Annotated in this window: 17 protein-coding genes and 2 pseudogenes; 16 read left to right on the forward strand and 3 right to left on the reverse strand. The window is 68.6% G+C overall.

The features are described from left to right. The first annotated feature begins 115 nt into the window (after positions 1–115). Together KME66_RS32295 and KME66_RS32300 are read left to right on the forward strand one after the other, a co-directional pair. Positions 116–847: a dienelactone hydrolase family protein gene (locus KME66_RS32295; RefSeq protein ID WP_216328597.1), complete on the forward strand. Its 732-nt coding sequence runs from the start codon at positions 116–118 to the stop codon at positions 845–847. A 76-nt stretch (positions 848–923) separates the two neighbouring features. Beyond that, on the forward strand, positions 924–2,057 hold the full coding sequence (locus KME66_RS32300; RefSeq protein ID WP_216328599.1) for an IS630 family transposase: 1,134 nt from the start codon (positions 924–926) through the stop codon (positions 2,055–2,057). Between the two features lie 27 nt (positions 2,058–2,084). Here the strand turns inward: KME66_RS32300 and KME66_RS32305 are convergent. From KME66_RS32305 to KME66_RS32315, 3 genes and pseudogenes are all read right to left on the reverse strand, one after another. Continuing rightward, positions 2,085–2,914, reverse strand: a protein-coding gene (locus tag KME66_RS32305; RefSeq protein ID WP_253208629.1) for an IS5 family transposase whose coding sequence is annotated in 2 segments (ribosomal slippage) — positions 2,085–2,575 and positions 2,575–2,914 — 831 coding nt in all. Because the reading frame shifts where the segments join, the coding sequence is not laid out codon by codon here. Positions 2,915–2,979: 65 nt separating this feature from the next. Continuing rightward, positions 2,980–4,166 (reverse strand): annotated as a pseudogene (locus tag KME66_RS32310) (dihydrofolate reductase family protein). Positions 4,167–4,193: 27 nt separating this feature from the next. Beyond that, entirely contained in the window at positions 4,194–5,621 is a 1,428-nt protein-coding gene (locus KME66_RS32315; protein WP_216328601.1) for a helix-turn-helix transcriptional regulator, read from the reverse strand. Between the two features lie 198 nt (positions 5,622–5,819). Between KME66_RS32315 and KME66_RS32320 the strand changes: the two genes are divergently transcribed. The 14 genes and pseudogenes from KME66_RS32320 (at position 5,820) to KME66_RS32380 (ending at position 17,700) form a co-directional block, all read left to right on the forward strand. Beyond that, positions 5,820–6,458 carry an ATP-binding protein gene (locus KME66_RS32320; RefSeq protein ID WP_216328603.1) on the forward strand — a complete coding sequence of 213 codons (639 nt, stop codon included), beginning with the start codon at positions 5,820–5,822 and terminating at the stop codon, positions 6,456–6,458. Between the two features lie 625 nt (positions 6,459–7,083). Beyond that, positions 7,084–7,245: a hypothetical protein gene (locus KME66_RS32325; protein WP_216328605.1), complete on the forward strand. Its 162-nt coding sequence runs from the start codon at positions 7,084–7,086 to the stop codon at positions 7,243–7,245. Further along, positions 7,242–7,604, forward strand: a pseudogene (locus tag KME66_RS34640) (MvdC/MvdD family ATP grasp protein); the annotation flags it as partial. The gene KME66_RS32325 and the pseudogene KME66_RS34640, both read left to right, overlap by 4 nt. A gap of 229 nt (positions 7,605–7,833) precedes the next feature. Further along, positions 7,834–8,259, forward strand: a complete 426-nt coding sequence (locus KME66_RS32330) for a hypothetical protein (protein WP_216328607.1) — start codon at positions 7,834–7,836, stop codon at positions 8,257–8,259. Between the two features lie 50 nt (positions 8,260–8,309). Then, positions 8,310–9,227 carry an endonuclease/exonuclease/phosphatase family protein gene (locus tag KME66_RS32335; protein WP_216328609.1) on the forward strand — a complete coding sequence of 306 codons (918 nt, stop codon included), beginning with the start codon at positions 8,310–8,312 and terminating at the stop codon, positions 9,225–9,227. 339 nt (positions 9,228–9,566) lie between these two features. Then, a complete protein-coding gene (locus KME66_RS32340; protein WP_216328611.1) occupies positions 9,567–10,010 on the forward strand; it encodes a DUF6082 family protein in 444 nt (147 codons plus the stop codon). 82 nt (positions 10,011–10,092) lie between these two features. After that, positions 10,093–10,281 (forward strand): hypothetical protein, encoded by a 189-nt coding sequence (locus KME66_RS32345; protein WP_073821820.1) that lies wholly within the window; start codon positions 10,093–10,095, stop codon positions 10,279–10,281. A 214-nt stretch (positions 10,282–10,495) separates the two neighbouring features. Further along, positions 10,496–11,587, forward strand: coding sequence for an NAD(P)-dependent oxidoreductase (locus tag KME66_RS32350; RefSeq protein WP_253208534.1), 1,092 nt, complete (start codon positions 10,496–10,498; stop codon positions 11,585–11,587). 116 nt (positions 11,588–11,703) lie between these two features. Further along, positions 11,704–12,411 (forward strand): transferase, encoded by a 708-nt coding sequence (locus KME66_RS32355; RefSeq protein ID WP_216328615.1) that lies wholly within the window; start codon positions 11,704–11,706, stop codon positions 12,409–12,411. Beyond that, entirely contained in the window at positions 12,408–12,935 is a 528-nt protein-coding gene (locus tag KME66_RS32360; RefSeq protein WP_253208535.1) for an RpiB/LacA/LacB family sugar-phosphate isomerase, read from the forward strand. Before KME66_RS32355 ends, KME66_RS32360 begins: the two co-directional genes overlap by 4 nt. An 18-nt stretch (positions 12,936–12,953) precedes the next feature. Then, the gene (locus tag KME66_RS32365) at positions 12,954–14,174 is read left to right on the forward strand and encodes a DegT/DnrJ/EryC1/StrS aminotransferase family protein (protein ID WP_216328617.1); all 1,221 of its coding nucleotides are present in this window, start codon (positions 12,954–12,956) and stop codon (positions 14,172–14,174) included. Continuing rightward, complete coding sequence (locus tag KME66_RS32370; protein ID WP_216328619.1) at positions 14,174–15,979, forward strand: radical SAM protein; 1,806 nt, start codon at positions 14,174–14,176, stop codon at positions 15,977–15,979. Before KME66_RS32365 ends, KME66_RS32370 begins: the two co-directional genes overlap by 1 nt. Continuing rightward, positions 15,976–16,782, forward strand: coding sequence for a nucleoside phosphorylase (locus tag KME66_RS32375; RefSeq protein ID WP_216328621.1), 807 nt, complete (start codon positions 15,976–15,978; stop codon positions 16,780–16,782). Before KME66_RS32370 ends, KME66_RS32375 begins: the two co-directional genes overlap by 4 nt. 39 nt (positions 16,783–16,821) lie before the next feature. Then, positions 16,822–17,700, forward strand: a complete 879-nt coding sequence (locus tag KME66_RS32380) for a glycosyltransferase family 2 protein (RefSeq protein WP_216328622.1) — start codon at positions 16,822–16,824, stop codon at positions 17,698–17,700. The last annotated feature ends 1,158 nt before the right edge of the window (positions 17,701–18,858 follow it).

The raw sequence follows: 18,858 nt of genomic DNA on the forward strand, positions 1-18,858 counted from the left end.
TGCACCACTGCGAACTGAGGAGGTGAGACCGATCAACGCTTTGACAGGTCGGGCCTCCCTCCCTCGCATGGCCTAGGGAGTGCCCGCAGAGGCATCCCGAAAGGCATGAAACGCTATGCGCTTCATCTCTGAGACGTCGTCCGACGGCGCCCGCGAACAGCTCTTCACCCTCGGCGAGATTCCTGGCGTGTTGTGGACGCCGGAAGGTGCCGTCGCCACTCGTCCGCTCGTCTTGATGGGACACGGTGGCGGTCAGCACAAGAAGGCCCCTGACGTTCTGACTCGGGCACGCCGCTTCGTGACCGAATGCGGGTTCGCGGTCGTGGCGGTCGACGTTCCCGCCCATGGCGACCGGCCGAAGGTTGAGCAGTACGACCGGATCGCGACTGAGAACCAGGCTCGCGTGGAAGCCGGTGAAGAGTTGGCCCCGCTGATCGCCGGCTTCCAGGCGCTCGTGGCCCGCCAGACTGTGCCGGAATGGCGGGCGGTCCTGGGCGCGGTTCAGCAACTTGAGCACGTTGGCGCCGGCCCGGTGGGCTACTGGGGGGTTTCGCTGGGATGCGGACTCGGTGTTCCGTTCGTCGCTGCTGAACCGCGGGTCCGCGCGGCGGTACTGGGATTGGGCGGGGTGTTGGCGTCGGCCGAGGCCGCCGCGCGGATCACGGTCCCAGTGGAGTTCTTGGTGCAGTGGGACGATGAGCGGGTGCCGCGGGTTCAGAGCTTGGCGCTGTTCGACGCCTTGGCCTCGGCTGAGAAAACGTTGCACGCCAATCCCGGCAAGCACGGGGAGATCCCGGCATTCGAGCTGGAGAGCACGCTGAGGTTCTTCGCCCGGCACCTCGGCTGATACCGCCGACCGCAGTCCCGCGACGCGCCGATCGGGAACCGGATCCCGATCGGTGCGTTCACTGAAACTGGTCGGCGTGGCCGACAGAGTTCAGGTTCGACAGATCGACGATGACGAGGGGCAGCGCCTGCTGCGGATCATCCGCAGAGGCACCGGGGCAGTGGTGACATGGCGGCGGGCCCAGATGGTCCTGCTGTCCGCGCAGGGCATGCCGGTAGCGAAGATCGCGGAGGCGTCGTTCACCAGCGCGGACCGGGTGAGGGATGTGATCCACAACTTCAACGCGGACGGCTTCGACTCGCTGTACCCGAAGTACAAAGGCGGCTGGCCGAAGACCTTCACGCTGCCCGAGCGGCGCGAGATCAAGAAGATCGCGAAGTCGAAGCCGACCGAGCACGACCTGCCGTTTTCCACCTGGAGTCTGACCAAGCTGGCGGACTTCCCGGTTGCCGAGGGGGTGGTCGACGACATCAGCCACGAGGGCCTGCGCATCCTGCTCCGCGAGGAAGGCGTCTCCTTTCAACGCCTGAAGACCTGGAAGACCTCCCGCGATCCGGACTACGCAGCAAAGAAGGCCCGGGTCGAGCACCTCTACGCGATCGTTGACGGCGAGGTCATACCGGAGGACGGCGAGCCCGAAGTGGTCTTCTGCATGGACGAGTTCGGGCCGTTCAACCTGATGCCACCCCCCGGCCGTCAGTGGGCAGAACGCGGGGGCAAGCACAAGGATCCCGCCCGGGAACCGCGCCGCAGGCGGCGGGCCACCTACAACCGCTACGGCGGCGTGCGCCACCTGTTCGCCGCCCTGGACCTGGCCCGGGACAAGCTCTACGGCCACATCAAGCCGATCAAGAAGCGTACCCAGTTCCTGGAGTTCTGCCGCTACCTGCGCACCCTCTACCCTGCCCAGGTCCGGATCGCGATCGTGTGTGACAACTTCTCCCCGCACCTGACCACGAGGAAGTGCCAGCGCGTCGGCGACTGGGCCACCGCGAACAACGTCGAGATCGCGTACACGCCGACGAACAGCTCCTGGCTCAATCGCATCGAGGCCCAGTTCACCGCCCTGCGCTACTTCACCCTCGACGGCACCGACCACACCACCCACAAGGAGCAGGGCAGCATGATCCGCCGCTACATCATTTGGCGGAACCGCCACGCCGACGACCAACGCCTACAGGAGGTCGTCGACAGGGCGAACGTTGCCTGACGGGGCACTAGGTTCTGTCGTCAAATGTCACGCCCACATCAGGAGTGACGCGAGCGTGACGGCCGCTTCGTAGGACTGGGCGGTTTTGTCGTAGCGGGTGGCGATGCCGCGCCACTGCTTCAGGCGGTTGAAGCACCGTTCCACGACGTTGCGGTGCTTGTAGGCCTCGCGGTCGAAGGCCGGCGGGCGGCCACCGCGACTGCCCCGCCTGGCCCGGTTGCCGACCTGGTCGGCACGCTCGGGAATCGTGTGAGGGATGCCGCGGCGGCGGAGCCAGGCGCGGATCGCTTTCGAGCTGTAGCCCTTGTCGCCCAGGACGTGATCGGGCCGGGTGCGGGGTCGCCCCGGTCCGATCCGGGGCACCCGGATCGCTTCCATCACGGCGGTGAACCGGGTGCAGTCGTTGGTGTTGCCGCCCGTGACGACGAAGCCGAGCGGACGGCCTCTGCCGTCACAGGCAAGATGAATCTTGCTGGTCAGGCCGCCCCTGGACCGCCCGAGGGCCGGGTCGCGGAGCCCCCTTTTCGAGCCCCCGCCCCATGCTGGTGGGCCCGGACGATCGTGGAATCGACCGACGCCAGCCACTCGATGTCGCCCGCCGCGTCCGCTTTCGCCTGGGCGGCCCGCAGCATTCGGTCGAACGTCCCGTCCGCCGCCCACCTGCGGAAACGGGTATGCAGCGTGGCCCACGGACCATAGCGCTCGGGCACGTCCCGCCAGGCCGTCCCGGTCCGGAACTTCCACACGATCCCGTTCAGGACCCTGCGGTCGTCCAGCCGCTTCCGCCCCCGCGACGACACGGGCAGCAACGGCCGGACGAACTCCCACTCAGCATCGGACAGTTCATGGCGACGTATCACGACACCATGATCCACCAGCGATGATCATTTGAAGACACTGCCTAGAAGACTGACGATCCCTATCAGAGCAGGTGGAGGTTGGGCGCCTGCGCAGCATTCGCGTACTCGGCCAGCGCAATGACGGTTACGCCGACGGCTTCCAGGACCTTGGTACCCGCGGCAGCCGTGACGAAGGTGTCGGGCTCGCTCCACGCGGTGACGACGCGGCGGAGGCCAGCGTCCTGGATGAGCTGGGCGCAAGGGCGGGGGCGGGAAGCCCGTTTGGCGCAGGGCTCCAGGGAGCTGTAGATCGTGGCGGTGCTGAGCCTGGCGTCACCAGCTGAGAGCTTGGCGAGGGCTCCTTCTTCTGCGTGGTCGCGGGGATCGCTCTCACGCGAGTAGCCGCGGGCGAGTTCGGTTCCGTCGGCCGCGACGATGACGGCTCCCACGCTGAAGGCGGTCGCCGAGGGCGGGCAGAGGGCGGCCAGTTCGCAGGCGAGTGCGAGCCAGTTCCGGTCCGCGGTGTTGGCGGTACGGCCGGTGCCGGGGGTGCTGGCCGAAAGGGTGGGGTTCATCGAGGCTCCGTGGAGGTGTCTTTGGGTGCGTACGTCAGAAGTACCACGTCGCCGATCTGACGAGCTTCCAGGAGTCGGAGCCGGGAGGTCGGGCCGCCGGGGTAGCTGGCTGAGCCGAGCATCCGTACCGCGTCCGGCTGGCCGACCAGGAGCGGGGCGACGACGAGCTGGAGTTCGTCGGCGAGCCCTGCTTCGAGGAGCTGTGTGTGAATGGTGCCGCCGCCTTCGACCATGAGCCGGTTGACGGCGTAGGCATCACCGAGGACATCGAGAGCGGAGGGCCACGTGCCCTCTGCAGGGATGCTCTGAACGGTGGCCAGGTCACCGAGGTTGGAGCGAGCTTTCGCCGTGGCCGCGTCGCCGACGGCCAGGACGAGCTTGTCCCCGCCGTGGTGCCAGAACTTCCAGTCGGGGTCGAGGTCTCCCGTACCGGTGATGGTGACCTTCAGTGGGTACTCCGGCTGACCGGCTGCGATTCGGGAGGCCCTGCGATCCTCTGAGTTGACCAGAAGTCGGGGGTTGTCGGCTCGGAGTGTGCCGGCTCCCACGAGGATGGCGTCGACGCCGGCCCGTACGGAGTCGACGCGGTCGAAGTCTTCCCTGTTGGAGAGCAGGAGCCGGGCCTCGCCCGGGCGGGTGTCGAGGTAGCCATCTATCGAGACAGCTGCGGACAGCAAAACATGAGGGCGGGGCACGCTATCTCCAGAAGGTGTGTTGGTGGGTCAGGCGGGGTGCAGGACGATGCGATCGAGCGAGGCTCGGAACTCTGCGACGCAGTTCTCGCTGGCTGCGGGGGCCAGCGCCTGGTCGAGACGGTCGAGCTGGTAGACGATCCGTGCGGAGCCGGTCTCGGTAGCGATGCCTACAGCCTGCGTACCGATTCGGGCGGCCAGGACGTTGTTGCCCGCCCCCGCATGGGCACGAGCGGCGCGAGCGAGGTAGACGCCCCTGTCTCGGCGGTACGCGGGTGGAAGCATCGCGATGGCGTTGTCGAAGCCTGCCGCGGCCCGCTCGTAGTCACCGAGCGCAGCGAGGGAGCGGGCTCGGGCTGTGCTGACGTACGCGGTATCGAGCCAGGAACCCCAGACGCCGTCGGAGTCCGCACGGTCGAGAAGGGTGAGCGCGGTGTCGTATGCCTTATGGGTTTCACTGGCTTCCCCGAGCACGGCATGTGCGTGAGCCTCGTGCAGAACAGCGATGACCTCCAGGCGGCTCCCGGGCCGGGCGGTGCGTCGGGCAGCGCTGGCGAGCCCGAGGGCATCGGCGGGATGTCCTGTGTCAACGGCGAGTTGGGCCTTCCGGCCGAGAATGTAGGCCGTGAGGTCGGTGTCGCCGGTGATATGGGAAGCGTCCAGCGCTTTCGCGGTGTGACCGTGCGCAGCGCGTTCGTCGCCGATGTCCTGGGCGAACCAGCCTGCCAACTCTTCGTAGCGGGTCTCCAGCGCGAGGAGTTCGACGGCGTCGGCACCACGGGCTGCTCGACGCCTTGCGGCAAGGGAGAGGAGATTTTGCTGCAGGGCGGGCAGAACGTGCCGAGGACCGATGAGGTTGTCGGTCTGAATTATTACTCGGCGGAGCTGTGCGAAGTGCTCGAAAGGCGAGCCCATGTCGGCCAAATCGCTCTCGGCCGTCGCCGTCGTGGCCGGAACGGCAGCCGCAGCCAGTCCGGCGAGCCCGGAGGCGAGAACGACACGGCGAGGCACGGGCACGAAATGGATCCTTCCGTTGATTCGTGCGGGGACGACGACCAAGTCCATGTCGTCTCCGAGTGAGACTGCCTGCCCGGGGCCGCTCAATGCCAGAGGTCCCAGGCCGCTGGCCCCATGGCTTCGTGTATTGGCCTCATGAACCTCCGTCTCGGCTCTGGACGTCATGGCCGAGCCGTCCTGTGGGGACTCGTATTCCGCCTCGTCCCAGTAGCGAACCAACGCGCCGGCGGCATCCAGGACCCGGTCAAGGACGACGGCCGCAGGCCGAGGCACGGGGCGCTCGGCGCGCTCGAAGCGCCCGAGATGCGAGCGGTCGATCAACGCCTTGCGAGCGAGTGCCTGCTGGGACAGCCGGCGGGCCTCGCGGAACTGGCGTAGCTCGTACCCCCAGCGATGCCACGGGCCTGCACCCGGAGTCAGGTCGTTCGGTTGCTGCCCCACGCTTCCTCCTCACCCGCGAACGTCCCTCGTGCCACGGATTGATCCAACGAAGTCGGCCAGCTCTCGATGGGGCCTGTGGAGCCAGCGTGCGGGGCTCCATCCAAGGACTCCCGGCTGGGGCGCCCAGCCGTTTTCATCGTTGGCATGAGTTGGCCACACGGTATCCGAACGGTCCGTGTGACGACTCGGATTCACGCCATGAAACGCGAGAGCCAGCGAACGCACCCCGCGCTCCTCTCCCGACTCGGGAGGCACACCGTGTCCCAGGCACCACACCTGCGCAACACACTCACCTTGGCCGACACACCCAATGCCGTGCGTCTGGCGCGGCTGCACACGGAGGACCTTCTCCCGAAGTGGGGCGTGCCATCCGGCACCGTGGAGACGGTGCGGCTGCTGGTCTCGGAGCTGGTCACCAATGCCGTGCAGCACCCGCAGGATGACGAGACGCAGGACTCGGTCCTCGCCATGCGGAACGCGGCACGGACCTTCGAGCTGACGCTGGAGAGGCTCCGGGACGGGGTGCGGGTAACGGTCTGGGATCGCGACCCGAGGCCACCCCTCCTCAAGAAAGTCGGAGTCGAGGCGGAGGGTGGCCGGGGGGTCTTCATCGTCGCCATGATGAGCAGGACCTGGGGTAGCCGCCCGGCGGTGAACGCGTCCGGGAAGGTGGTCTGGGCGGAGGTCGGACTTCCCCTTGTCGGCCATGTCGTCGCGGACGAGGAAGCTGTGAATCCTCCCAGTCGGCCGGCGGGAAGTGACTCCGAAGCGCCTAGGGCGGCACCTGCGGACCCGACCCTGCTCGGTCGCGTGCTCGTCGGGGTCAGGGAGTTCTGAGCCGTGGCAAGGGAGCTGTCCTCCTGGGAGCGCCAGTTGTTCACGGGAGTGCGGATAGTGAGCCCGGTCGAACGGGAAGCGGTAGCCGCTATCTTCCGCCATCGGCCGGACGCAAAGTGCCCGGCTCCTGGGGCTTCAACGAGGGCGGGGTTGATCGCCGGCCCCCGGATGCCTGATTCCCACAAGACCCCTCTCCGGTGCCGGGCGGGGTTCCCCGTGACGCCCGCCATCGGAGAGGACCCAAACACCGAGCATGTAGGGGAGGACGGCGTGTTTGATGTGCCCTCGTACCCCCCGTGTCCCAGGGCTGAGGCGGCCGACCGCCGGGCCGCTTGCGTTGCCGTTGCCTCCCACGAGCAGGGGGTTGCTGCCTGTGCAACGGGGTGGTGCGGCTCGACGTAAACCGGCGCGCTGCTGTCGGACAACCAGCAGACCCCGCCCCACCGCACGGTGTCCTTGCCAGGCGGTCCTTGTGACGTGCCCTGGCCAGCCGACCGACGAGCCACTCCTCAAAGGACCTGTCGTGAATTCCGCACCCGACGTTCTCGATTCCGCTCACGTACCGCCGTTGCCGTTGGCCTTGAAGGTGAGCGGGGCGCCCCGGCCGATGGTTCGATCCCGTTCGATGCCGGGGGAGCGCTTCGACGCCGGCCTCCAGGTCCGCGTCGACCGTGACGGAAGCCCGGTGATCCAGAGCGACCAGTACCGAGCATCCAACACCGGGGTCAGTTTTACGCATCTGCGGCCCGGGGACTGGGTCGTCAGCGATGTGGACGGTGCGGCGTGAGCCCGATTCGGACCAACGACGACACCGTCCTGGTCATCACCGCCCGTGACTCTGATACCGGGGACGCGGTCACCTTGGCCCTCCAGGACCTCGGTGTCCGCACTGTCCGCTTCGACCTCGCCGACCTAAGCCGCACGGTCAGCGTGAGCGCGCGGTGCGACGGTGGCCAGTGGCAGGGATTGCTCACCGTCAGATCCCGTGCCACCAGACTGCGCGACGTACGGTCCGTGTTCTGGTGCCACCCGAAGCCCCCACGGGTCTGGGTCGACGGCATGACCGAGGCGCAGACGCAGTGGGCCTCCCAGGAGGCGCTTGCCGGACTGGCCGGAGTGCTCGGCACCCTGGGCTGCCTGCACGTCAACCACCCGTCGGACACGCGACGGGCACAGATCAAGGCTGGTGTGGTCGCTGCCGCTGAACGGGCCGGGCTGACCGTACCGCCCACCTGGATCGGGAGCCTCCCGTCCGGCGCTCGCCGGTTCTACCTCGGTTCCCCGGACGGCATCGTCACCAAGACCCTCACCGTCCCGCAGATCACGGAGGGCGACCGTTACGTCCGCCCGCTCTATACCATGCCGGTGGTGGACAGTGACCTGGACGCCGCCGCGACCGGTATCACCCACCTCCAGCACCGCGTCGTCTCCGACTACGCCGTGCGCGTCCACACCATCGGCACCCCGGACCATCGCGGTCCGGATCGACGCGCACACCACGGCGGGCCGGACGGACTGGCGAGCCACCCCCGAGTCCCTGACCTACACGCCGATCACCCTCCCCACCGCGGTCGAGGACGCGCTGAACGCACTGGTGCAGGGCTACGGACTCTCCTACGCGGCCAGCGACCTCCTCGTGGACAGCCACGGCAGGTGGTACTTCGTCGACTGCAACCCGGCCGGCCAGTACCGGTGGCTGGAGAACGAACTGCCAGACCTCGGCATCACCCAGGCGCTGGCACAGCTGTTGGCCGGAGATTCCGAACGTCCCAGGCGGAACGGCCTCACCGCAGCGGCGTAACAACTCACCTTCAACCGGGCACGTCCCGCACACCGTCTGAAAGGCATTCGATGGCACGGCTGAGGTTCGTCTGCTGGAACCTGGAGAGAAACGAAGCGGGTGACCCGGAGATTCGGCGGGACGCCGCCGAGACGCTGCGCCGCCTCCAGCCGGACATCGTTTTCCAGCAGGAAGTGTGCCGTGCCGACGAGCGCGGGCACACGATCTTCAACGAGCAGTGCCGCGAGCTGGACATGCAGGGCGTCCTCGGCCCCGGGGCGTGCACCGCCATCCTCTTCAACCCCCGGCGGTTCCACCTCCTACGTGACTGGTCGGGCGACCGAGGCCCGCACTTCGTGCTTCCGCCCACCGCGATCACTCTGAGCTTCCCGGAGGCCGGACCCGACGCGTCGCCCTTCAACGCGGTCAGCTTTCACTTCGCCTACGCCAGCGCGGAACAGCGCCAGCTGGAGGCCGAGTGGACGACGACTTGGGCCGACAAGGGGTGGCAGGCTCCTGACGGCAGCCCCCTCGTGCTGCCGGCTATCTTCGGCGGCGACGGCAACAGTTTCCCGGAGCCGGGGACGGCGGGCGACCTGCCCCTGCCCGACCTCACCGCTATCCAGGACCGGCCTCACCGACTCCACTGGTCGCGCCGAGGCCCCGGCGGTGTCCGCGTACCTGACATCGAGCCCGACCACACGCTGCGCACCGCGGGCCTTGAGGACGTCGCCCGCCACTGGGCCACGGCCGCGGGCGGCAACCCGACCGCGCTGGCCCGCACCGTCAACTCCATCGCGACTCATGGCCCCGACAGCCGGATCGACCGCGTGTATGTCACCACCGGCCTCCTCCCCGCCGTGACCGGCTTCGAGGCGCACGAGGTCCCCCTCCGCGTGTCCGACCACCACATCCCCGTCGTAACCGTCGACAGGAGCGTCTTCGCCGACCTGCTCACCAGCTACCCCTGCACCTTGGCCCGCACTTGACCTTCTGAACTCCGCCGCACGCGCTTGCCCATGCAGGCGGTACAGCGGACCAAGCCGGGGTTCCCAGGGAGCAGAGTCCGCGTGCTGCACGGTCACGCAGGACCGCGAACTGAGGAAACGGCGCCTCCTCCGCGCCCCGGTCGATGCGGGCTTGAACAACCCGGCTCGACCGGCCCGACCGCTCGTCTCCGCCTCAGCTGAGGGTCTGGGGCGGAGACGAGCGGCCCCGGCAGCGAAATCCGCCGCCCGTTCTCGATCGAGGGCCGGCGGCACCACCCACCAGCGCCCCTGTACTCCGCTCTGCCGGAGCGGCCAACCGAAATCGAACGAAGGATGCACATGAAGATCAGTACCGCCGTGCTCGCGGCAGGCGTATCCATCGCCGCCGTGGGCGTCGCCCAGCTCGTCCAGAGGAGCCGGCAGCACAAGCAGCGCAACGACCTGGCGCTCTCACTCATCCAGATCGAGTGGCTGTCGCGTGCCTCCAGCGACGAGAAGGAGGCCGCGTACTGGGCACCCGAAGGGGTGGAGCCGGAGCAGTACCTGCCGATGCTGTCCGGCAACCGGATGTTCTGCCAGCTCAGTCTCCGTTTCAGGCTCGGCCTGGTCACCGACCGGCAACTGGTCCTGTATGCAGACAAGTTGATGGAGAGCGCTGCTGCCTGCGCCTACTGGGCGCGGTTCGGCGAGCACCGCGAGGCCGAGGCCCTGGGCAAGAAGACCGACGAACAGTTCACCCGGGTCATGAACGAGGCGTTCACCCGGGCCACGATGGTGGCGTAGTGGCCGGCATCGTCATCGGCTTGATTGTCGTCGCGGCCTTCGGCTTCCTCGTGCTCTTCGGCGCGAAGTGGGGGCAGGGCCAGTGACGACGCCGAGCCTGGGCTTCCTCCTACGCCACGCTGTCCGCCATCCCGTCCGAACGACTCGCCGCAACAACCACAAGACGGTCGACGCCACGGGCTGCGGCCTGGGACTTCTGATCGTGGTTCTCGGCTTCAGCGGCCTGGTCGCGACGTGGGTGGCCAGCATGATCCTTCCCCTCCTCATTTGACCCGGTCGTATCTGCCCAGCCCCCCGCCCGGCAGATACGACCTTCCGAAGGGGCCTCTCCGGCTCCGCAGATGATCCCTGCGGAGCGCGACGACAGGAGGGGCGTGGCACCGCTGCGGATCAGGCCGCGCGGAGCCCCGGTCGGCCGTCGACCTGAAGTCGGCGGCCGACCGGCCCGACCATCGCGCTCCATCCCGCATCGTTCAGGAGGCATCGTGCAGAACCGCTCCGCCCTGTCCGAACTCAACGGCGCCACGGTCCTGGTGACCGGGGGCGCCGGGCTCATCGGCTCCCGGATCACGGCTCGGCTCAAGCAGCTCGGAGCCCGCCCGATCGCCCTGTGCAACATGAACGCCTATCCCGAGCACGTCTACTCTGACGTGTTCGGCGTCGACACCAGCCACCCCGACACGGTGATCGGAGATGTACGGGAGACCGCCCTGGTGCGGAAGCTGGTCGCCGAGTCGGACTACGTCATCCACGCCGCCGCCCTCGCGGACGTCGCCGCCTGTACCCGGGAGCCGGCGGACGCGATCGACGTCAACATCGCCGGCACCCAGGCCGTCTTGGACGCCGTCGCCGCGAGCCACCGCGTGCGCCGCATGGTCTTCGTCTCCTCGGCCAGCGTCTACGGAGACGGAGAACCGGAGGAGACGGAGAGCCGTGACCTGCTCGCCATGCGGCAGCTCCTGGAGAGCGTCCATGGCCGGATCCCGCGCCAGTTCCATGAGTTCGACTCCATGCGCCCGGTATCGGTGTACGGCGCCACGAAGGCGTGGGGCGAGCAGCAGACCGCGATCGTGCTGGGCCAGGTCGGCATCTCGTACAGCATCGTGCGGTACTTCTCCGTGTACGGGGAGCCGCAGACGATCAAGCCGAACAGCCACTCCTGGGTCGTCGCCTGGTTCGCAGCCCGCGCCTCGTTCGGCCTGCCGCTCCATCTGAACGGAGGCGGCGGCCAGGTGAGAGACCTGACCCACGTTGAGGACATCGCCGAGGGCACGTTGCGCGCCCTGGTCAGCCCCGGGGCCCACAACGAGACGATCAACATCGGCACCGGCGTCGCCACCAGCATCCGGGCCGTGGCGGAACTGGTCCAGGCCCACTACCCGGACACCGAACTCCTGGAAACGCCCCTGCCGGCCGGCGACCCGCTCGGCGGCTACGCCTCGGTCCGCCACATGGAGAACGTCCTGGGCTGGACGCCCAAGGTGCCGCTCACGGACGGGGTGGAGCGCTACGTGCGGTGGCTGCAGGCCACGCCGCAAGCGGCCCCGGACTGGCTCTTGCAGGCAACACCCCTCTAGGAACACCGAGTTTAGACCCCGCAGCGCCGTACGGCGTCGACCGCCGCCCCGCCCTCCCGAGGGCGAAACCCCTCAAGACCTTCCGCCGCGACCAACTCAAGGAAAGCCGAAACTCCATGAAGCCGCTCCCGCTCGGCGAATACGTCACCGCGCCCGCCTACGGACAGCTCGCCGCCACCCCGTACGGGCGCCTGCACACCTACGACCTGGCCGACTTCCTCGCCCGGTGGCCGGAGCTGCACGAAGAGGCCCTCGCCCTGCTCGGCGACGACCGCATCCACCCGACGGCGTGCGTGCACCCGCAGGCCATCGTCGGGGACGACGTCATCATCGGCCCGGACGTGAAGGTGCACGAGTTCTCCACCGTACGCAAGGGCAGCGTGCTGTGCGCCGGAGCCTCCATCGGCTTCAACTGCGAGGTCACCTCCGCATTCGTCGGCGAGGGCGCGGTCCTGGGCCATCGCATCGGCATCAACCGCACCATCGTCGGCAACCGAGCGCACCTGTCGGCCGGGGTAACGGTGGCCGCTATCGCGGTGAGCGCCGACATGTCCGCGCCGGACCGCGAGATCCGCCTGCGCACCGAAGGCGGCGCGTACCGGTGCGGGACCGCGCAGTTCGGCGCGGTCATCGGCGACAAGGTGCAGACCGGCAACAACATCAGCCTCGGCCCCGGCGTCCTCGTCGGCCGCAGCAGCCAGATCGACAGCGGCGTCACCCTTGCCATCCGCGCCGTGCCCGAGCATTCCGTCGTCACGGCCCCGCACACCGCACAGACCCGCATCCGCAGCCGCAACGCGGGCGTCGAGGAAATGCTCCCGTGACCGCGCCCCGCAGGGATCCCGATGCTGGCCCCGACGCTCTGCCTCCCCTGCACCTGGTCATCGGCGCCGATCGCGCCGGCCAGGCGTACAAGGACGCGCTCGGCGAACACCTACGAAATCACCCCCTCGTCGCGACGGTGCTCGACGTCGGCGCACACCTTCGTTCCGAAGGCACGTACCCGCAGATCGCTGAGGAGGCTGCTCGGCACGTCGCTGAGGCTACCGTCGACAGGGCCCTGCTCATCTGCCACACCGGCCTCGGGGTCGCCATCGCGGCGAACAAGGTGCCCGGCGTCCGCGCCGTCACCGCCCACGACTCCCTGTCCGTGCGGGCCTCCGTGCTCTCCAACAACGCCCAGGTCCTCACCTTCGGCGCCGGAATCATCGGCCTGGCCCTAGCCAAGCAGCTCGCCGAGGAATGGCTTGCCCACCGCTTCGACCCGACCGCGTCCGCCGCTCGCAAGGTCCAGATGATCCGCGACCTGGAGTGCACCGGCCGCATCATCTTCCCGCCCGTTCCCTGACCCGTACGAGGAGCGCCAATGCCGACCAATCGCAGCACCGTTCCCCGCACCACCGCAGCGTTGACGATCCCGTTCGAGCCGGCCCAGGGCGGCTGGTACACGGGAGCCGAGCACGACGCCATCCGCATGGCCGTCTCCGGTTCGGAGAGCTGGCGTACGGGCTGGCGCGGCGCCGAGTACGTCACCAGCTTCGAGGACGCCTTCGCCCAGTACACCGGGGCGAGTCACGCCCTTGCGTTCAACTCGGGCGGCACCGCTATGGAGATGGTGCTCCGAGCCCTGGAGCTGCAGCCGGGGGACGAGGTGATCTCCTGCGCGATCAACTTCGTCGGACCGCACATCGCCGTCATCGGGCAGGGCGGGCGACTCGTCCTGGCCGAGCCGGACCCGGTCACCCTCAACCTCGACCTCGCCGACACCGAGCAGCGGATCGGCCCGCAGACGAGGGCGATCCTGGTCACCCACTGGAACGGCGCGAGCGCCGACATCGGCCGCTTCGTCGAGCTGGCCGCCCGCCACCCGCACCCGGTGCACGGGCCGCCGGTCGTGATCGTGGACGCCGCCCGCGCCTGCGGCGGCCAGACCCCGTCCGGAGCCCGCGTCGGTGCTGAGGGCTGGGCGACGGCGTTCTCCTTCGAGTCGAAGAAGCTGATGACCACCTTCGGCCAGGGCGGCATGGTCACCACCGACGACCACGTCCTGGCCGAGCGGCTGCGCGGGCTGCGGACGTACGGCGGACGCGCGGGCTGGGGCACCAACCAGCTGCTCACCAAAGCCCAGGCCGCGGTCGGGCTGATCCAGCTCGCGCGCCTGGACGAGATGAACGCCGCCCGCGTCACCCGGGCTCACGAGCGTACGGCGGCCCTCGCCGATATTCCCGAGCTGACCCTGCCTCCGACGCTCGACAAGGACCTGCACCTCTACTACCGGCACAACCTCCTGGTCCCCGAAGCGTGGGCGGGCCGTGGCCGCGACGAGCTGATGGACGTACTCGCCGACCGGTACGGGGTCGGCAGCATCGTCTCCGACCCCGTCACCTACCTCGGCCACGACCTCATCCGCGCCCACACCGCCGGCCAGCACTGTCCGCGCGCCGAGCGCCTCGCCGCCCGCCTGCTCTGCCCCTGCCTCCACCCGCAGATGACCGAGGACGAAGAGGCCCAGGTCCACGACGCGATCCGCCGGGCCACCGCCAGCATCGCCCAGCTCCACCCCGCAACCGCCAAGGAGAACGACTGATGTCCCAGATCCGAGTCGAAATCGACGGCATCCGCGACCGGGAGATCCACCTGGTGGACCCGTACGAACCCAAGGACCTTGGCGGACTGCTGCGGATGGTCTTCATGATCCCGTACGGCCACGCCTTCAGCCTGATGGGCAACGGCCCCATGGGCCTGCACGACCTCATCAACCGTACGAAGGACGTCCCCGCCGTCGCCGAACGCGCCCTGCACTACGAGTGCCTGGTCCACGAGGGGAATCGCGTGACCACGCCGGACGGGGAGGTCTACCGCAGCATCGAGTCGCCCTTACCCGTCGGCACGGCGGACGTGATCGGCGTCTCCGTCATCAACTCCGGCAGCCTGCACTCCGTCTTCCAGCAGCTCGACCTCGCCGGAGTACCCCGCCGCAGCGCCGACCGGATCCCCGGCGAGCACCCACTCGTCGTCGGCGGCAACTCCGGCCTCGCCGACCCCGAGCCCATGGCCGACTACCTCGACGTCATCGCCCTCGGCGAAGCCGAAGAATCCCTGCTCGAACTGCTGCGCGTCGTCCACGCCCACCGTGAGGAGCCCGGAAGCGGCGTCAGCCTGTACGAGAAGCTGGCCCGCATCCCCGGCCTGTACGTGCCGTCGCTGTACACCTGCGAGTACCTGCCCGGCGGCGGCGTCGCCGCGGTCACCCCGAAGAAGCTCACCGTCCCCGCGAAGGCCAGCCCCGCCTACCTCCCCGTACGTGAGCTGCACCCCGCCCACTTCGTCTACCCCAAGAGCGACGGCACCGCCGCCGGCATCCACCCCACCCTCGGCTGCCGGCACTCCTGTGACTTCTGCAACCTCGGCGTACCCCCGTTCCGCCACGCACCCATCGGCATGCTCAAGGACTACATCGACCGGCTCGAAGCGCAGAAGATCCGGCGGATCATCATCAGCTCGCCCACGTTCACCCAGTACCGACACCGCCGCGAACTCCTGGACCACATCAGCGCTTACGCCCGCGGGGCGGCAGCCGAAGGGGAGACGGTTACCACCATCATCGGCTCCATCCGGGCGGACGAACTCACCGCGGGCTACCTGGAGTCGGTCACCGAACTCGAAGAGTTCGGGCACCTGTTCACCGAGCTGAACCTGGACCAGGCCCGGGGCATCATCACCATCGCCCCCGAGTGGGCCTCCCCGGACCTCGTCGCGATGTACGGCAAGACCCAGCGCCGCGAACGCGTCGACAACGCCATCGAACTGTGCCGCAAGAGCAAGGACGTCAACACCGTCATGCTCTATTTCATCGTCGGCGCACCGGGCGAGCGCGACGCGGACCGCCTCGACATCGCCGACTACGCCCAGGACGTCCTGGACCGGCTCGGGCACCCCGACGGCACGGTGATCGTCAAGCTCCACCAGTTCATGCCCAAGCCCGGCACCGCCAGCCAGCGCCTGCGGATGAGCGACCCCGACCTCGTCCACACCTACACCGCGCAGATCGAGGACCGCCTGCGCGCCCTCGTCGGCGACGAGAAGTTCGAACAGCACTTCCGGGTCCTCGACCTCGGCGCCAGCCACATGCACCTCGAAGTCATCTGCTCGCGAGGCGACCGCCGGATCGGGCTGGTCCTAGAGGACCTCTACGACGCGAACGTCGACCTGCGCACGGTGACCAAGGACCAGCTCGTCGAGGCCCTCGCCCGCCGCGGTCTGTCGTACGACCGCCACCTGCGGCACATGGACGAGCCCGTCCTGCCCTGGCACACCCTCAACCACGTCAACACCACCGCCGAGAAGCAACTGGCCACCGCCCTGTACGAGCGCGAGAGTACCCTCGGGTGAACGGATTCCCTCTCCACCCGGGCAAGCACGCCCTGCCCGCCGTACCCGACCCGGCCGAGCACGCCGCGTACGTCCGCACCACCGACTCCGATGCGGACCTCTCCACGTTCGACGGGGTGGTCCTCCTCTACCAGGGGCGGCTTCTGGAGCACGCTCTGCGTACGTACCGCACCAGTCCCCGGCCGGGCTGGGTGCGTGGCGGCCTGCACCTGGTCGAGGCCCAGGGCCGCGGATTTGCCCTGTGCGGCGGCTTCGGCCTCGGCGCCCCGGCCGCCGCCCTCGTCGTCGAGCAGCTCGCCGCGCTCGGCACCCAGCGGATCATCACCGTCGGCACCGCCGCTTCCCTCCAGCGCGACCTCCGCCCCGGCTCCCTCGTCGTGGCTAGGAGCGCGCTGCGCGACGAAGGGCTCTCCCACCACTACCTCGCGCCCGGCCGTACGGCCTCACCCTCGCCCGCCCTCACCCAGCACCTGACCGAAGCGCTGGCCTCGTACGACCCACCGGTCACGCGCGGGCCGATCTGGACCACGGACGCCCCGTACCGCGAGACGACGGCAGAAGTCACCCGGTACGAAGCCGAAGGCATCCTCGCCGCCGACATGGAAGCCGCCGCGGTCTTCGCCGTGGGCCACTGCCGTACGGTCGCCGTCGCCACCGTCCTCGCCATCGCGGACTCCCTCCTCGACCGCCGCCCACGCCAGCACTCGCCGGACACCGAACACGCACTCCACACAGCGCTTGCCGCAGCGGCGCAAGCGCTCCACACCTCGACGGCGTCACCGCCGCCCCTCGGCGAACACTAGGGTTGAACTCCTCGTGAACAGAAGCAGAAGGGCACCCTTGTGAGCACCGGCGCCTCGCGTCCCACGGTCGGCGCGGTCGTCCTGACCATGAACGACCGGCCCGAGGAGTTCCCCCGGGCCATGGCCTCGCTCCTCGCGCAGGAAGGCATCGACCTCGACGTCGTCGTGGTCGGCAACGGCTGCGAACCTGAGCAGATCCCCGCAGGCGTCCGCACGATCACGCTGCCCGAGAACGTCGGCATCCCCGAAGGCCGCAACGTGGGGGCCGACAACGTCAAGGGCGATTACCTCTTCTTCTTCGACAACGACGCCCACCTGCCCGACACCGACACCCTCGCCCGGCTCATCGCCGAACTTCACCGCGACCCCCAGCTCGCGTACGTACAGCCGCGCATCAGCGATCCGGTGACCGGTGAGACCCTCCGCCGTTGGGTACCCCGCCTCCGGGCCTCGGACCCCACCCGGCCCGGCATCGTCACCGTCATGGCCGAGGGCGTCGTCATGGTCCGCCGCGACGCCTACGACCGCGCCGGAGGCTGGCCGGGAGACTTCTTCCTCTTCCACGAAGGCGTCGAACTGGCCTGGCGGCTGTGGAACCTGGGCTGCACCGGCCGGTACGTCCCCGATATCGTCGTCCACCACCCCGCCACCAACCCGGCCCGGCACGAGACCTTCTACCGGCTCAACGCCCGCAACCGCGTCTGGGTCGCCCGCCGCAACCTGCCCCGCCTCCTCGTCCCCTTCAACCTCGCCACCTGGAGCCTGATCACCCTGTGGCGCATCCGCGACCGACAGGCCCTCCGCGTCACGCTCGCCGGCTTCCGCGAGGGGCTCGCCGGCGGACAGGGCCCGAGGCAGCCCATGTCCTGGCGAACCGTGCTCCGGCTCACGACGGCCGGGCGACCGCCTGTCTTCTGACGCTCTCGAATCGCCACGGTCGGGTAGTCGCGCTTGCCGCAAAAATCGAACAAATGGCCTAATAGATGTATGGCACCTCTCCCCTTCCCTCGTGACCTGGTACTCCTTCAAGCGGACTGGGAGCGGACGTACGCCCGAGCTGATCGACGGGCAACGGGCTCCCCTGGGGTGGGCGGCCAAGTCGAGGCTGCGATACCTCTCGGCCCGCCTGGCGGCACACCCCTACTGGGTGGCGCGATCCGGGCGGATGACCGGCTGGGCTGACCTGCGTCGACAGGCGCGAAGGTTCATAGAGGCGGAAGAAGCGTGAGCCTCCGTGGGCCTTCCGCAGTCGAGACCGTGGGACGGCCGCCGCGCTCCTTCGCGCTCACGAGCCTCCGCTCGGCGAAGTTTGCGACTGGTGACGGACGGATCGGCGGTGTTCGGCGGAACGCTGGGCGGCGAGTCGATCGTCTGACGCTTCCTCCCGGACCGCCCATCGAAGTCAAGAGGCTGGCTGGATCACGTCTGTTCGGGCGGTTAGCCCGGTTAACGCCTTATGCCTCATGGTGAGGCTATCCGCGTGTGATCACTTGGGCCATTTGCGTTACTTGTAACCGACCGCATGTCGGGTTCTGGTGTGACGTATCTCGGATTGACAACGGGGTGACCGATCAGTCCCTGGGGGTGCGCGCTCGGCAGTGACAGGTGAAAGCGCACGTCAGGGGGTGATCGGCAGGCCCTCATGGACTTTTTGTGCATTTTGACCGAAGCGCGAATGTCCTCGCTGAACCGACCGCTGCTGAGTTTTCGGTCAATCTCTGCCCAACCTTTCGCGTACCGTCCAAGAAGTTCCCGAAGCCTCGGCGAGGCGAGTGGCGAATGCGTTGCTCATTCGCTAGAGCGACATGATGCGTCGATGCGGTTTAGGCCCTTGCTGGGCTGCGGCGGTGTCGCGCTGGATGCAGCCGAAGGGCAACTCCGCTCGCCGGGCCAACGCGGAGGGAACTGAGAGTCAGCGGCGCGGTCGCGCCTAGCTCGGGGGGAGCTAAACGGTAGAAGGGATTTGTCATGTGGTCTGGGAAGATCCTTCGCACTGAGCCCACGGGTCCGACCCGGGGCGGAGAGCCCCGAAGAGGACCGGGCCGCCGTCGGGCGGTGGAAAAGGACCTGCATCGC

The organism is Streptomyces sp. YPW6 (genome assembly GCF_018866325.1).
Taxonomy (GTDB): domain Bacteria; phylum Actinomycetota; class Actinomycetes; order Streptomycetales; family Streptomycetaceae; genus Streptomyces.

Coding starts and splice junctions, on each gene's coding strand:
- KME66_RS32295 (WP_216328597.1), top strand. CDS start 116: ATGCGCTTCATCTCTGAGACGTCGTCCGACGGCGCCCGCGAACAGCTC.
- KME66_RS32320 (WP_216328603.1), top strand. CDS start 5,820: ATGAAACGCGAGAGCCAGCGAACGCACCCCGCGCTCCTCTCCCGACTC.
- KME66_RS32325 (WP_216328605.1), top strand. CDS start 7,084: ATGCCGGGGGAGCGCTTCGACGCCGGCCTCCAGGTCCGCGTCGACCGT.
- KME66_RS32335 (WP_216328609.1), top strand. CDS start 8,310: ATGGCACGGCTGAGGTTCGTCTGCTGGAACCTGGAGAGAAACGAAGCG.
- KME66_RS32340 (WP_216328611.1), top strand. CDS start 9,567: ATGAAGATCAGTACCGCCGTGCTCGCGGCAGGCGTATCCATCGCCGCC.
- KME66_RS32355 (WP_216328615.1), top strand. CDS start 11,704: ATGAAGCCGCTCCCGCTCGGCGAATACGTCACCGCGCCCGCCTACGGA.
- KME66_RS32365 (WP_216328617.1), top strand. CDS start 12,954: ATGCCGACCAATCGCAGCACCGTTCCCCGCACCACCGCAGCGTTGACG.
- KME66_RS32370 (WP_216328619.1), top strand. CDS start 14,174: ATGTCCCAGATCCGAGTCGAAATCGACGGCATCCGCGACCGGGAGATC.